The organism is Pseudomonas sp. K8 (assembly GCF_014889455.1).
GTDB classification, from domain to species: Bacteria; Pseudomonadota; Gammaproteobacteria; order Pseudomonadales; family Pseudomonadaceae; genus Aquipseudomonas; species Aquipseudomonas veronii.
Map to the genome: position 1 here is coordinate 189,972 of NZ_VJWO01000001.1, position 13,168 is coordinate 203,139.

A 13,168-nucleotide genomic window follows, 5' to 3' on the forward strand; every position below is an offset into this window, starting at 1 on the left:
GCGATCATGGACAACTTGCCCTTAGGGCCGATGCTCGCGGTAATCGCCTTGCTGATTTTGTGGGCGGCGCTGTTTACCGCCATCGAAGCCGCACAACAACACCTGCTGGCCCTGCGCCCCGGTACCCGCCAGGGCGACAAAGCCGCCGCCCGCCTGCACTTCCCACGCCCCAGCATGATCCTCTGCAACACCCTGTGCCGTGCTGGCGTGGTGATCCTTTGCACCCTGCTGGCGATCTACGCCTGGGCGCAAAACGGCGCGTGGCTGGGCTGGCTGGTTTCCTGCACGATCCTGCTGGTGCTGGCCGATTACCTGCCGCGCGCCCTGGCCACCCGCCATCCGCAAGCGGTGCTGGGCTTCGGCAACGCCCTGCTGGGCGTGCCGCTGAAAATTATCTACCCCCTCGCCTGGCTGCTCAATGGCATCAGCCTGCTGTTACTGCGCCCCTTTGCCCGCCCGCCGGGCATGGTGAAAAAAAGCGACGACCCGCAGCCCGACCATGATGACGAACCCGAGCCAGAGGGAGATGAACGTCGCACGCCCGGCATGCCCGGCATCCACGCGCTGGACAACATCACCGTCAACGACATCCTGGTGCCGCGCAGCGAAGTGGACGGCATCAACCTGGACGACTCGCTCGACGCGATCCTCGAGCAACTGCGCAACTCCCAGCGCACCCGCCTGCCGGTGTTCCACAGCGACATCAACCAGGTCGAAGCCGTGCTCAACACCCGGCTGATCCAGCACCTGCTACCGGATGCCAGCCTGACCAAGGAGACCTTGCTCGAGGCCTGCTACGAACCCTACTTCGTCCCGGAAAGCACGCCCCTGCAACTGCAACTGCTGAACTTCCACAAGCAACAGCGGCGCCTGGGCATGGTGGTGGACGAGTATGGCGAAGTGCTGGGCATCGTCACCCTGGAAGACATTCTCGAAGAAATCGTCGGCGAATTCGAAAGCGAACAAAGTGCCGACAACCCGCATATCGAAGCGCAACCGGACGGCCGCTACATCGTCGACGGCACCGCCTCGATCCGCGAATTGAACAAGAGCCTGGCCTGGCACCTGCCCAGCGACGGGCCCAAGACCCTCAACGGCCTGGTGACCGAAGCGCTGGAAACCATTCCCGATTGTGCGGTGTGCCTGAAGATCGGCCGCTACCGCCTGGAAATCCTCGAGACGGAAGACAACCGCGTGAGCAAGGTGCTGATCTGGCACACCAGCCGCGTGCCGGTTGCCACGTAGCCTCGCCGACGGAACACACTTCGAATCGTCGCATCGCCCCTCCCACACTGATCCACTGTGTGCAGACGATCAGATTTTCCCCCTTGTTGGATGCGCAAACCCCTTCCTATAATCGGGTCGGCTTACCCAAGCCGCGCCCGACCGCGTGCTATCCGCACGGACCGCGTCCAGGCACTGCCTTGCCCTGTACGACCGGTGTCCGCTCTCATCCCGAGCCGCTCCGCCCACAACCCTGATCCATGGGTGTTCGACCAATAATAATCCGCGTCCAAACGCGCACTGCCCCTCAGGGATACCGCCATGAGCACCACCTATAACGAGGCTGCGACCGCCGCCCCGACCAACTCGACCGCCCGCGTCGCCACCGCCAGCATCGTCGGCACGGCCATCGAGTTCTACGACTTCTATATCTATGCCACTGCGGCCGCGCTGGTGATCGGCCCGGTGTTCTTCCCGCAAACCTCCGGCACGGCGCAGATGCTCGCGTCGTTCCTGACCTTCGGCATCGCGTTCATCGCCCGCCCGCTGGGTTCGGCGCTGTTCGGCCACTTTGGCGACCGTATCGGCCGCAAATCGACGCTGGTGGCTTCGTTGCTGCTGATGGGGGTGTGTACCACGCTGATCGGCTTGCTGCCGGGGTATGACAGCATCGGCGCCTGGGCACCGATTCTGTTGTGCGTGCTGCGTTTCGGCCAGGGCCTGGGACTGGGCGGGGAATGGGGCGGTGCGGCGCTGCTCGCCACCGAGAACGCGCCGAAGGGCAAACGCGCGTGGTTCGGCATGTTCCCGCAACTCGGTCCTTCGATTGGCTTCCTGGCGGCCAACGGCCTGTTCCTGATCCTGGCCATGAACCTGAACGACGAGCAATTTCGCAGTTGGGGCTGGCGCATCCCGTTCATCCTCAGCGCGGCGCTGGTGATGGTCGGCCTGTATGCGCGGCTGAAGCTGCATGAAACCCCGGTATTCGCCAGTGCGGTAGCGAAGGAAGCGCCGGTAAAAGTGCCGTTGGTGGAACTGTTCAGCCAGCATTGGCTGCCGGTGCTGCTGGGTGCCGCGTCGATGGTGGTGTGTTATGCGCTGTTCTATATCACCACGGCGTTTTCTCTGAGCTACGGCGTTTCGACCCTGGGCTACAGCCGCGAGACATTCCTCGGCTTGCTGTGTTTTGCCGTGTTGTTCATGGGCCTGGCGACGCCGCTGGCAGCCTTGGCCAGCGATCGATTCGGGCGCAAGCCGGTGCTGATTGTCGGTGCGCTGCTGGCGATTCTGTCGGGCTTCACCATGGAGCCGTTGCTGACCCATGGTTCGACCTGGGCCGTGGCGCTGTTCCTGGCCCTGGAGCTGTTCCTGATGGGTGTGACCTTCGCGCCGATGGGCGCGTTGCTGCCGGAACTGTTCCCGACCCGCGTGCGTTATACCGGCGCTTCGGCGGCGTATAACCTGGGCGGGATCGTCGGCGCGTCGGCGGCACCGTTCTTCGCGACCAAGCTGGTGGCGATGGGCGGGCTGAGTTATGTCGGCGGGTATGTGTCGGCGGCAGCGTTGCTGAGCTTGATTGCGGTGCTGTGCCTGAAAGAGACGCGGGATAACGATTTGAACAAGGTTGCCTGATAGATCGCTATCGGGGGCAAGTCGAATCGTCGCACCGCCCCTCCCACACTTAACCGCGTTTAATCTGTAGGAATGCGGTCAAAATGTGGGAGGGGGCTTGCCCCCGATAGGCACGACGCGGTTTAGAGCTCTACAACAACCGCCTGAGCCGCACGGGTCGCCTTGGCGCGAGCCGCTTCAATCGACTCATCCCGCGCCAACGCCACGCCCATGCGGCGCTGGCCGTTGACTTCCGGCTTACCGAACAGACGCAACGCCGTGTCCGGCTCGCTCAGGGCCGCGCCGAGGTTGGCGAAGGCGGTCTGGGTCGATTGCCCTTCCACCAGGATCACCGCCGATGCCGAAGGCCCGAACTGACGGATCAATGGGATCGGCAGGCCCAGGATGGCGCGCGCGTGCAGGGCGAACTGCGACAGGTCCTGGGAAATCAAGGTGACCAGGCCGGTGTCATGCGGGCGTGGCGACACTTCGCTGAACCACACCTGATCGCCCTTGATGAACAACTCCACGCCAAACAGGCCGCGGCCGCCCAGGGATTCCGTGACGGCCTTGGCCACGCGCTCGGATTCCGCCAGGGCAATCGGGCTCATGGCCTGAGGCTGCCAGGATTCCTGGTAATCGCCTTTCTCCTGACGGTGGCCGACCGGCGCACAGAAGGTCGTGCCGCCGATGTGGCGCACGGTCAGCAGGGTGATTTCGTAGTCGAAGTCGATAAAGCCTTCGATGATCACCCGGCCCTTGCCGGCACGCCCGCCTTCCTGAGCGTAATCCCAGGCTTTCTGCACGTCGTCGGCACTGCGCAGCAGGCTCTGGCCCTTGCCCGACGAACTCATCACCGGCTTGACCACACACGGGAAGCCCAGGTCTTGCACGGCCTTGCTGTAGTCTTCGAAGGTATCGGCGAAGTGGTACGGCGAGGTCGGCAGGTCCAGCTCTTCGGCGGCCAGGCGCCGGATGCCTTCGCGGTTCATGGTCAGCGACGCGGCGCGCGCGGTCGGGATCACGGTGAAGCCTTCGGCCTCCAGCTCCACCAGGGTGGCGGTGGCGATGGCTTCGATTTCCGGCACGATGAAGTGCGGTTTTTCCGCCTCGATCACCGCACGCAGGGCCGCGCCGTCGAGCATGTTGATCACATGGCTGCGATGAGCCACCTGCATCGCCGGCGCGTTGGCGTAGCGATCCACGGCAATCACTTCAACGCCCAGGCGTTGCAGTTCGATTACCACTTCCTTGCCCAGCTCACCGCAGCCACACAGCAAAACGCGGGTCGCGGTTGGCGACAATGGAGTTCCGATTCGGGTCATCTCAGGTCCTCAGGGGAGCGGATCATGGGGAGAAAGGCCGGCATTTTACATGAACTGCACAGATTGGCTTCAGTTGGCGACGGCACGTTTGCGGATACGCCAGGCCATGATCAGCCAGACCGCCGTGACCCCGGCGAATTTCGACGCCAGCGCGGTGCCCACCACGGCAGGCGTAAGCGCGCCGATCAAGCCGAAAAAGATAAAGGTATCGAGGGGAATGCTCAGCGCCGAACTTATCCACAGGCGATCGTGGAGCGGGCGCTTGGTGATGCTGAACACCAGCCAGTCAATGCACTCGGACACCGCAAACGCGGTGGCGCTGGCCAGCGCGATGGACGGGTCGGAGGTGATATACGACAGCGCCAGCGCCGCCAGCATGGCAAGAATCGCGCCGTGGCCGAAGCGGGTTTGCACCATGTCGCGCAGGATAAACACCAGGCCACCCCAGGCGGACCAGATCACATCCAGGTGCGGCGCGGTGGAGAAGGCGAAGTTGATCAGCACGACGCTGCTGATGTAGGCGATCAGGAAGAGCATGGGGGGGATGGACCTGTGGGTAATGCCGCACAGGGTACACAATTACAGGGATGTCGTCTGGGATGGCGCCATCGGGGGCGAGCCCCCTCCCACATTCGACCGCGTTCCTACAGTTTAAACGCGGTCGAATGTGGGAGGGGGCTTGCCCCCGATAGCGATGATTCAGCCAACGGATTTACCGGACGCCATAAACACCAACCCACCCGCCAGCGCCCGCTCATGACACAACCCCAGCACCACCCGACGCTCAGCGTTGTCCATGCGGCTCCAACGCGTGATTTCTTCCACGGTACGCTGGCAGCCGGTGCAAATGTCGTCGTCATCCAGCGCGCAAATGCTCACGCACGGCGAGGCGACGGGGCGCTCTGGCGGCTTCATTCTTCCTGCTCGACCAGATCCCGCGCATAACGCTGGGCGTTATGCACATAGTGCGCAGCGCTGGCCTCGAGCATCTTCTTCTGCGCGTCAGTCAATTCGCGCACGACTTTGCCCGGCGAGCCCATGACCAGGGAGCCATCGGGAATCTCCTTGCCTTCTCCGATCAGCGAATTGGCGCCGATGATGCAGTGCTTGCCGATCTTCGCGCCGTTGAGGATCACCGCGTTGATGCCGATCAGGCTGTAGTCGCCGACGGTGCAGCCATGCAGCATGGCGTTATGGCCGATGGTCACGCCGGTGCCCAGGGTCAGCGGGTAACCCATGTCGGTGTGCATCACGCTGCCGTCCTGCACATTGCTGTTCTTGCCGATCAGGATCAGTTCGTTGTCGCCACGCAACACCGCGTTGAACCAGACATTGGCGCCCTCCTCCAGCTTGACCTTGCCCACCAGCGTGGCATTCGGCGCCACCCAGCTGTGTGGGTGCGTCTCGACGCGGGCGTCGCCCAGGCGGTATTTCATGATATGTCCTCACGACTGGCCATTTAAACGATGGCTTATAGATGGATGAAGCTCTTGGGCGGCTGGTGCAGGCTGATGTTGGCATCGTCATAGAGCAAATTGATCAGCTCGACGATCATGATTGCCGTCAGCCCCCAGATCTTGTATTCGCCGAACCGATAGCTCGGCACGTACCAACTGCGGCCCTGGTAATCGATGCGGTGCGTATGTTCGCGCGGGTCCTGGCGGAAAAACTCCAGGGGCACGCTGAAGACGGCGGCGATTTCGGCGTCGTTGGCCAGGTAGTCGACGTAGTCCGGGATGACGCCAACGTAGGGCGTGACCCGAATGCCATGCAGGGAAATCAGCGGGCTCAACGGGCCGATCACCTCGACCAGGCCGGGCGGCAGGCCGATTTCTTCTTCGGCTTCGCGCAGGGCGGTGAAGATCAGGTCCGGGTCTTCGGGGTCGCGACGCCCGCCGGGAAAGGCCACTTCGCCACCATGGGTCGACAGGCCGCTGGCGCGCAGGGTCAGGATCAGCTCAGGTTCGTCACTGCGGGTAATCGGCACCAGCACGGCGGCCTCGGGGAAACGCCCGTCGGTCTCAAGCCGTTGCGGTGTGTGATTGCTTACCCGGCGAAGTAGCTCGTCCAGCATGAGTCATCTCGGTCTGTTGGCTACTTTGCATCATGCACCAAAGCGCGCGGGCGCCCAACCCCAAAACCGAAGGGCTGTCGCGAAACGACAACTTGCAGGGCCCTGCCGCCCACGCCAAGATAGGCAGACTTTCCAGGAACCCCAGCATGAATTTCTGCAGCCAGTGCGGTAAACCGGTCACCCAACGCATTCCCGAAGGCGACGCACGCCTGCGTTTTGTATGCGATCACTGTCATACCATTCACTACCAGAACCCCAATATCGTCGCCGGCACCGTGCCGGTGTGGGGCGATCAAGTGTTGTTGTGTCGCCGCGCCATCGAGCCACGCCTGGGTTACTGGACCCTGCCCGCCGGTTTCATGGAGAACGGCGAGACCGTGGAACAGGCCGCCATGCGCGAGACCATGGAAGAAGCCTGCGCCCATGTACGCAACCTGAGCCTCTACACCCTGATCGACGTGCCGCATATCAGCCAAGTGCATGTGTTCTACCGCGCCGAGCTGATTGACCTGAACTTCGCCGCTGGCCCCGAAAGCCTGGAAGTGCGACTGTTCGACGAAGCCGATATCCCTTGGTCCGAGCTGGCTTTCCGCACAGTCGGGCGTACCTTAGAATACTTCTTCGCCGACCGTCGCCTACGGTCGTTCCCGGTGCGCAACGAAGCTGTGCCGCCGCTGTCCCAGCCCGCCCAATAACAAACCGGCAGATCGTCGTCCAAGGGAAATCGTTTTAATGCGTTGGTTGCTTGCTTTGCTCTGCCTGTCGTTCGCCACATTGTCCTCAGCCACCACCCTGGAAACCCTGGGCGGCAAGACGGTCGAGAAAATTCTGGTCCTCAAGTCCGCCCATCAGTTGCAACTGATCAACGATGGCAAACCCCTCAAGACCTACCGTATCTCCCTGGGCAAAAACCCCAAGGGCACCAAGCTGATCGAGGGCGACCGTCGCACGCCGGAAGGCTTGTATTGGATCGACTGGCGCAAAACCAGCGACCGCTACAACCTGTCCATGCACATCTCCTACCCCAATATCAGCGATTCGGCCCGTGCCCGCCGCCAAGGCGTGAACCCCGGCAGCATGATCATGATCCACGGCACGCCCGACACCGCGGAGTACCCGGAGCAGTGGTTTCACACCCTGGACTGGACCGACGGCTGCATCGGCATGCGTAACGTCGACATGCGCGAAGTCTGGAACCTGGTCAAGGACGGCACCCTGGTCGAGATCCGCCCGTAACCTTCGCCCCTCGGTCAATTAACTAAAAAAAGTTTCCTGCCCTCGACAGCGCCTGCCGGTGAATACCAATTTACCCCGCAGGCTGCGCAGCTCTGCGCGCCTTAAAGACCTCTCTAATACCACTTGATACCAGACACCGTTAGTGCGCCCTGAAACCAGGGGCCTAAGCGTTTTGGCAGCATTGACATGGTATTTAAGTGGTATTAGTTTCCGGCCAATACCGGGCGACAACACACTAATAACCGCATCGGAAACCTGACAGATGAACCCCATCCTGACGCTGCGTCCCGACGACAAGCAATCCACGCCGCTGTACCTGCAACTGGCCCGCAACCTGGAAGCGGCGATCCACGCCGGCCAATGGAAATCCGAACAGGCCCTGCCGTCGGAACGCGCCCTCAGCGAGCAGTTGAACATCTCGCGCGTCACCGCCCGCAAGGCGCTGGAAGTCTTGTTTGCCCAAGGCCTGATCCGTCGCAGCCAAGGCTCCGGCACCTTTATCACGCCACGCCTGGAACAACCGCTGTCGCGCCTGTCGGGCTTCAGCGAGATGCTGCGACTCAAGGGGTTTGTGCCCAGCTCCCAGTGGCTGGAACGCGACATCAGCGCGCCGACCCACGAAGAGCTGATCCGCCTGGGCCTGTCGCCGACCGACAAAGTGGCGCGGCTCAAGCGCCTGCGCAAGGCGGACGACACGGTGATGGCCATCGAAATGACCACCATGCCCGCCGCGGTGCTGCCGCATCCGCAAGCCATCGGCCAGTCCCTCTACGAGTACCTCGAAGGCATCGGCAAACCCATCGTGCGCGCCCTGCAGCATATCCAGGCGATCAACGCCTCGGACGAGTTCGCCGCGCTGGTCGGCATCGCCCCCGGCACCGCCATGCTGCTGATGACCCGTGTCGGCTACACCGCCGACAACACACCGATCGAAATCACCGACACCTACTGCCGCAACGACTACTACGACTTTGTCGCCGAGCTGCGTCGATAGGCCTTTGCCGCGCACCGCGGCCTTAGAGAACTGCCCATGTCCGAAGACAATATCCTCACACCCCATGGCTGGATTCGCGGCCGCCTGGTGCATGAACACGGCAAGGTGATCGCCATTGAAGGCGCACCTTGCGACCCGGCCGACAACGACCTGCCCTACCTGCTGCCGGGTTTTATCGACCTGCACGTCCACGGCGGTGGCGGCAAAGACATCATGGAAGGTGCCGACGCCTTCGAAACCATCACCCGCACCCACGTGCGCTTTGGCACCACGTCGCTGCTGGCCACCACCATGACCGCGCCGGTGGATGAAATCTCCAGTGTGCTCGGCCAGCTCGGCAGCTTCTGCGCGCAGCGCCCAAGCGGCAGCGCCCGGGTCCTCGGCGTACACCTGGAAGGGCCCTACATCAATCCGGGCAAACTCGGCGCGCAACCCAACTTCGCCCACACCGCATTGATGGAAGAAGTGGAAGCCTACCTGCGCCTGGCGCCGATCCGGGTGATCACCATCGCCCCGGAAATCGCCGGGCATGACCGCCTGATCCGCGCCCTCAGTACACGCGGCGTGCGTATGCAGATCGGCCACACCCTGGGCAGCTATGAAGAAGGCGTCGCCGCCCTCGCCGCCGGCGCCACCAGCTTCACGCATTTGTATAACGCCATGAGCCCGCTGCATCACCGCGAGCCCGGCATCGTTGGCGCGGCGCTGGCCCACGCGCAGTACGCGGAATTGATCCCGGATTTGCTCCACGTACATCCCGGCGCCATGCGCGTGGCCCTGCGCGCGATCCCGTGCCTGTACTGCGTCACCGATTCCACCGCCGCCGCCGGCATGCCCGACGGCGAATACAAGCTGGGCAGCCACACCGTGACCAAATGCCTGGGCGGCGTGCGCCTGGCCGACGGCACCCTGGCCGGCAGCACCCTGACCATGGATCAGGCGCTGCGCAACCTGGTGAAGATCGGCCTGCCCATCAGCGAAGCCTCACAACGCCTGTCGCAATTTCCGGCGGACTACCTGGGCCTGGAACAACGCGGCCGCCTGCAACCCGGCAGCTTTGCCGACTGCGTGCGCCTGGACCGCTCCCTGCACCTCACCGACGTCATGGTCGAAGGAGAAACCATTGTCTTCAAAAATGCTTGAAGAGGCCCTCGCCTCCAGCGACGCGGTCGCGGCGCAGCTGCAACGCCTGGCCCCGCGCCTGCAAGACATCGCCGAGCGCCTGCGCCGTCAGCCGCCGCACGTGGCGATGACTGTCGCTCGCGGCAGTTCCGACCACGCCGCGAGCTACTTCGCCTACCTGGCCATGCAGCACGTGGGCATTCCGGTGGCGTCGTTGCCGATGTCGGTGGTGACCCTGCTGCACGCGCCGTTGAAGGTCAGCGGCCAGGTCGCATTCGGCTTCTCTCAGTCGGGCCAGAGCCCGGACCTGGTCGACAGCCTGCGCCTGCTGCGCCAACGCGGCGCCTTGAGCATCTCGCTGGTGAATGCCGAAGACTCGCCCCTGGAAGCCGCCTGCGAATTCCACGTGCCGCTGTGCGCCGGGCCGGAACTCAGCGTGGCCGCGACCAAGAGCTTTATCGCGACCCTCAGCGCCAGCGCGCTGTTGATCGGCCACTGGAACCAGGAAACCGACCTGCTGCACGCCTGCCGTGCGTTGCCCGATGGCCTGCGCGAGGCGGCCAAACAGGATTGGACGAACGCCATCGACGCCCTGCGCGACTGCCAGCAGTTGATGGTCATCGGCCGTGGCGCTGGTTTTGCCATCGCCCAGGAAGCCGCGCTCAAGCTCAAGGAAACCTCGGCGATCCAGGCCGAAGCCTTCAGCAGCGCCGAGGTGCGTCATGGGCCGATGGCCTTGATCGACGACAACTACCCGCTGCTGATATTCGCCCCACGCGGTGCCGAGCAAGCCGGCCTGTTGAGCCTGGCCGCCGATATGCGCCAACGCGGCGCCCGCGTGTTGCTGGCGGCGCCGGACGATATCGCCGAACGCGACCTGCCGCTGAGCCGCGCCGAACACCCGAGCCTGGACCCGATCCTGGCCATCCAGAGTTTCTATGTCATGGCCGCCGGCCTGGCGCTCGCCCGTGGCATGAACCCGGACCAGCCGCGCCACCTGAGCAAAGTGACCCGCACCCACTGAGTGGCGTGCCGCGATTTCCTGATGAGTACCGTGCCCATGTCCAACAACAATAATGCATTGACCCTCGGCGCCCCCCTCAGCGGGCCGGTGCTGGCCCTGGGCAACGTCCCCGACGAAGTATTCGCCAGCGGCGCCATGGGTGACGGCCTGGCCATCGATCCGCTGAACGATAGCCTGTACGCACCGTGCGACGGCGAGATCATCCATGTCGCGCGCACCGGGCATGCACTGACGCTTCGCGCGCAGAACGGCGCCGAGCTGTTGATGCATGTGGGCATCGACACCGTGGCGTTGAACGGCGAAGGGTTTGCCCTGCTGGTGAAGAACGGTGCGCAGGTGAGCAAGGGCCAGGCGCTGATGCAGTTCGATCTGGACCGGATTGCGCGCCAGTGCAAAAGCCTGGTCAGCCTGATCATTCTCACCAACAGCGAGCGCTTCGAACTGACACCGCTGCCGCTGCGCTCAGTCAAACACGGTGAACCGCTGGCGCGCGTGGCGCTGCGTTCCGGCGCGGCGCTGCAAACCGCTGTGGATAACTCCGTCGCGCAAGCCAGCGCCAACGTGCGGATCACCCATCGCGGCGGCTTGCATGCGCGTCCGGCGGCATTGATCCGCAAGACCGCACAAGCGTTCAGCAGCCAGACGCAGTTGCACTTCGCCGGCAAGTCGGCGGCGTGCGACAGCTTGATCGGCCTGATGGGGCTGGGCATCGGTGAGGGCGATGAGGTGTGTGTCACCTGTCGCGGCAAGGATTGTGCGGCGGCGTTGCAGGCGCTGGTCGCCGCGCTGTCTGTCGCCATCGGCGAAGAACCTCACACGCCGATGGCGGCTGCTCCACGCCGCGCGAATACCGAGGTCGGTGTGTTGCAAGGTGTTTGTGCGGCACCGGGCCTGGTGTGCGGGCCGCTGTTCCGCCTGAGCACGATCGAGTTGCCGGCCGATACAGGTAACCACTGCGCCGACGAACAGTTGCAACGGCTGGACGCGGCCCTTGAGCAAGTGCGCGGCGAAATCCGCACCACCCTGGACCTCGCCCGCCAACGCCGAAATACCGAAGAAGAAGACATCTTCGCCGCCCACCTCGCCTTGCTGGAAGACCCGGCCCTGCTGGACACCGCCACCCGCGCCATCGAGCACGGCAGCGCCGCGACCCACGCCTGGCGCGATGCGATCCAGGCGCAATGCGCGGTGTTGCTGGGCCTGGGCAAGCCGTTGCTGGCCGAGCGCTCCAACGACCTGCGCGACCTGCAACAACGGGTACTGCGCGTGCTGCTCGGCGAAGCATGGCACGTCGAGTTGCCTGCCGGGGCGATTGTCAGCGCCCACGAGCTGACCCCGTCGGACCTGCTCCAACTGAGCGCGCAACACGCCGCCGGCCTTTGCATGGCCGAGGGCGGCGCCACCTCCCATGTCGCGATCCTGGCCCGCGGGAAAGGCTTGCCGTGCGTGGTGGCATTGGGCGCCGAAGTGCTCGATGTGCCCCAAGGCCAACGCGTGGTGCTCGACGCGGCTAACGGTCGCCTGGAGCTGGCACCCAGCGCGGCGCGCCACGCCGAAGTCGAGCGGATTCGCGACACGCAGAACCTGCGTCGCCAGGAACAACAGACCCAGGCCCGACTGCCAGCGAACACCCGCGATGGCATGACCATCGAAGTCGCCGCCAATGTCGCCTCCAGCGCCGAGGCCCAGGTGGCGTTTGAAAACGGCGCCGACGGCATCGGCCTGCTGCGCACCGAGTTCCTCTTCGTCGACCGCCGCACCGCGCCGGATGAACAGGAACAACGCCAGGCCTATCAAGCCGTGCTGGATGCGATGGGCGACAAGTCGGTGATCATCCGCACCATCGACGTGGGCGGCGACAAACAGCTCGACTACCTGCCGCTGCCGGTCGAGGCCAACCCGGTGCTGGGCCTGCGCGGCATTCGCCTGGCCCAGGTGCGCCCCGACGTGCTCGACCAGCAACTGCGCGCACTGCTGCAAGTCAGCCCGCTGGCGCGCTGCCGCATCCTGCTGCCGATGGTCAGCGAAGTCGACGAACTGCTGCAGATCCGCCAACGCCTGGATGAACTGTGCGCCGAGCTGCAACTGACCCAACGCCCGGAACTGGGGGTGATGATCGAAGTGCCCGCCGCCGCGCTGATGGCCGAACAACTGGCCAGGCATGCGGACTTCCTGTCCATCGGCACCAATGACCTGTCCCAGTACACCCTGGCCATGGACCGCGACCACGCCGGCCTCGCCGCGCGGGTCGATGCGCTGCACCCGGCGCTGCTGCGGCTGATCGCCCAGACCTGCACGGGCGCGGCCAAACACGGGCGTTGGGTCGGCGTGTGCGGCGCCTTGGCATCCGACCCGCTGGCGACGCCGGTGTTGGTCGGGCTGGGGGTCAGCGAGCTGTCGGTCAGCCCGCCGCAGATCGGCGAAATCAAGGACCGCGTCCGCCACCTGGACGCGGCGCAATGCCGGCAACTGAGCCTGGGCCTGCTCGACCTGAGCAGCGCCAAGGCGGTACGCCAAGCCTGTCAACACCACTGGCCGCTGAGCTGACAACAACAAGA

Annotated in this window: 13 protein-coding genes; 8 read left to right on the plus strand and 5 right to left on the minus strand. The window is 64.2% G+C overall.

Going from position 1 to position 13,168, the window contains the following annotated elements:
• Positions 1-6 precede the first annotated feature (6 nt).
• Together INT12_RS00865 and INT12_RS00870 are read left to right on the plus strand one after the other, a co-directional pair.
• Positions 7-1,245 carry a transporter associated domain-containing protein gene (locus INT12_RS00865; RefSeq protein ID WP_026139923.1) on the plus strand — a complete coding sequence of 413 codons (1,239 nt, stop codon included), beginning with the start codon at positions 7-9 and terminating at the stop codon, positions 1,243-1,245.
• Positions 1,246-1,545: 300 nt separating this feature from the next.
• Positions 1,546-2,856 (plus strand): MFS transporter, encoded by a 1,311-nt coding sequence (locus INT12_RS00870; protein ID WP_017846139.1) that lies wholly within the window; start codon positions 1,546-1,548, stop codon positions 2,854-2,856.
• A gap of 122 nt (positions 2,857-2,978) precedes the next feature.
• Here INT12_RS00870 and purT read toward each other — a convergent pair whose 3' ends face one another.
• From purT to INT12_RS00895, 5 genes are all read right to left on the minus strand, one after another.
• Positions 2,979-4,160: a formate-dependent phosphoribosylglycinamide formyltransferase gene (gene purT / locus INT12_RS00875; RefSeq protein WP_026139924.1), complete on the minus strand. Its 1,182-nt coding sequence runs from the start codon at positions 4,158-4,160 to the stop codon at positions 2,979-2,981.
• Between the two features lie 69 nt (positions 4,161-4,229).
• A complete protein-coding gene (locus INT12_RS00880; protein ID WP_017846141.1) occupies positions 4,230-4,697 on the minus strand; it encodes a VUT family protein in 468 nt (155 codons plus the stop codon).
• A 162-nt stretch (positions 4,698-4,859) separates the two neighbouring features.
• Positions 4,860-5,075, minus strand: a complete 216-nt coding sequence (locus INT12_RS00885) for a DUF1289 domain-containing protein (protein ID WP_046382197.1) — start codon at positions 5,073-5,075, stop codon at positions 4,860-4,862.
• On the minus strand, positions 5,072-5,596 hold the full coding sequence (locus INT12_RS00890) for a gamma carbonic anhydrase family protein (RefSeq protein ID WP_017846143.1): 525 nt from the start codon (positions 5,594-5,596) through the stop codon (positions 5,072-5,074). The genes INT12_RS00885 and INT12_RS00890 overlap by 4 nt, the downstream gene beginning before the upstream one ends.
• 35 nt (positions 5,597-5,631) lie before the next feature.
• The gene (locus INT12_RS00895) at positions 5,632-6,234 is read right to left on the minus strand and encodes a CoA pyrophosphatase (RefSeq protein ID WP_017846144.1); all 603 of its coding nucleotides are present in this window, start codon (positions 6,232-6,234) and stop codon (positions 5,632-5,634) included.
• A 146-nt stretch (positions 6,235-6,380) separates the two neighbouring features.
• Here INT12_RS00895 and INT12_RS00900 point away from each other — a divergent pair, with 146 nt between their 5' ends.
• From INT12_RS00900 to ptsP, 6 genes are all read left to right on the plus strand, one after another.
• Positions 6,381-6,929, plus strand: coding sequence for an NUDIX hydrolase (locus INT12_RS00900; RefSeq protein ID WP_017846145.1), 549 nt, complete (start codon positions 6,381-6,383; stop codon positions 6,927-6,929).
• Between the two features lie 37 nt (positions 6,930-6,966).
• Complete coding sequence (locus tag INT12_RS00905; RefSeq protein WP_017846146.1) at positions 6,967-7,470, plus strand: L,D-transpeptidase family protein; 504 nt, start codon at positions 6,967-6,969, stop codon at positions 7,468-7,470.
• Positions 7,471-7,732: 262 nt separating this feature from the next.
• Positions 7,733-8,464, plus strand: a complete 732-nt coding sequence (locus INT12_RS00910; protein WP_193039578.1) for a GntR family transcriptional regulator — start codon at positions 7,733-7,735, stop codon at positions 8,462-8,464.
• 36 nt (positions 8,465-8,500) lie between these two features.
• Positions 8,501-9,607 (plus strand): N-acetylglucosamine-6-phosphate deacetylase, encoded by a 1,107-nt coding sequence (gene nagA, locus INT12_RS00915; protein ID WP_017846148.1) that lies wholly within the window; start codon positions 8,501-8,503, stop codon positions 9,605-9,607.
• Positions 9,600-10,610: an SIS domain-containing protein gene (locus INT12_RS00920; RefSeq protein WP_017846149.1), complete on the plus strand. Its 1,011-nt coding sequence runs from the start codon at positions 9,600-9,602 to the stop codon at positions 10,608-10,610. The genes nagA and INT12_RS00920 overlap by 8 nt, the downstream gene beginning before the upstream one ends.
• Positions 10,611-10,646: 36 nt before the next feature.
• A complete protein-coding gene (gene ptsP / locus INT12_RS00925) occupies positions 10,647-13,157 on the plus strand; it encodes a phosphoenolpyruvate--protein phosphotransferase (RefSeq protein ID WP_193039577.1) in 2,511 nt (836 codons plus the stop codon).
• Positions 13,158-13,168: the final 11 nt, after the last annotated feature.

What these genes read in the sequence shown, in the direction of transcription:
- INT12_RS00865 (WP_026139923.1), top strand. Translation starts at nt 7, where the DNA reads ATGGACAACTTGCCCTTAGGGCCGATGCTCGCGGTAATCGCCTTGCTG.
- INT12_RS00870 (WP_017846139.1), top strand. Translation starts at nt 1,546, where the DNA reads ATGAGCACCACCTATAACGAGGCTGCGACCGCCGCCCCGACCAACTCG.
- purT (WP_026139924.1), bottom strand. Translation starts at nt 4,160, where the DNA reads ATGACCCGAATCGGAACTCCATTGTCGCCAACCGCGACCCGCGTTTTG.
- INT12_RS00880 (WP_017846141.1), bottom strand. Translation starts at nt 4,697, where the DNA reads ATGCTCTTCCTGATCGCCTACATCAGCAGCGTCGTGCTGATCAACTTC.
- INT12_RS00885 (WP_046382197.1), bottom strand. Translation starts at nt 5,075, where the DNA reads ATGAAGCCGCCAGAGCGCCCCGTCGCCTCGCCGTGCGTGAGCATTTGC.
- INT12_RS00890 (WP_017846143.1), bottom strand. Translation starts at nt 5,596, where the DNA reads ATGAAATACCGCCTGGGCGACGCCCGCGTCGAGACGCACCCACACAGC.
- INT12_RS00895 (WP_017846144.1), bottom strand. Translation starts at nt 6,234, where the DNA reads ATGCTGGACGAGCTACTTCGCCGGGTAAGCAATCACACACCGCAACGG.
- INT12_RS00900 (WP_017846145.1), top strand. Translation starts at nt 6,381, where the DNA reads ATGAATTTCTGCAGCCAGTGCGGTAAACCGGTCACCCAACGCATTCCC.
- INT12_RS00905 (WP_017846146.1), top strand. Translation starts at nt 6,967, where the DNA reads ATGCGTTGGTTGCTTGCTTTGCTCTGCCTGTCGTTCGCCACATTGTCC.
- INT12_RS00910 (WP_193039578.1), top strand. Translation starts at nt 7,733, where the DNA reads ATGAACCCCATCCTGACGCTGCGTCCCGACGACAAGCAATCCACGCCG.
- nagA (WP_017846148.1), top strand. Translation starts at nt 8,501, where the DNA reads ATGTCCGAAGACAATATCCTCACACCCCATGGCTGGATTCGCGGCCGC.
- INT12_RS00920 (WP_017846149.1), top strand. Translation starts at nt 9,600, where the DNA reads ATGCTTGAAGAGGCCCTCGCCTCCAGCGACGCGGTCGCGGCGCAGCTG.
- ptsP (WP_193039577.1), top strand. Translation starts at nt 10,647, where the DNA reads ATGTCCAACAACAATAATGCATTGACCCTCGGCGCCCCCCTCAGCGGG.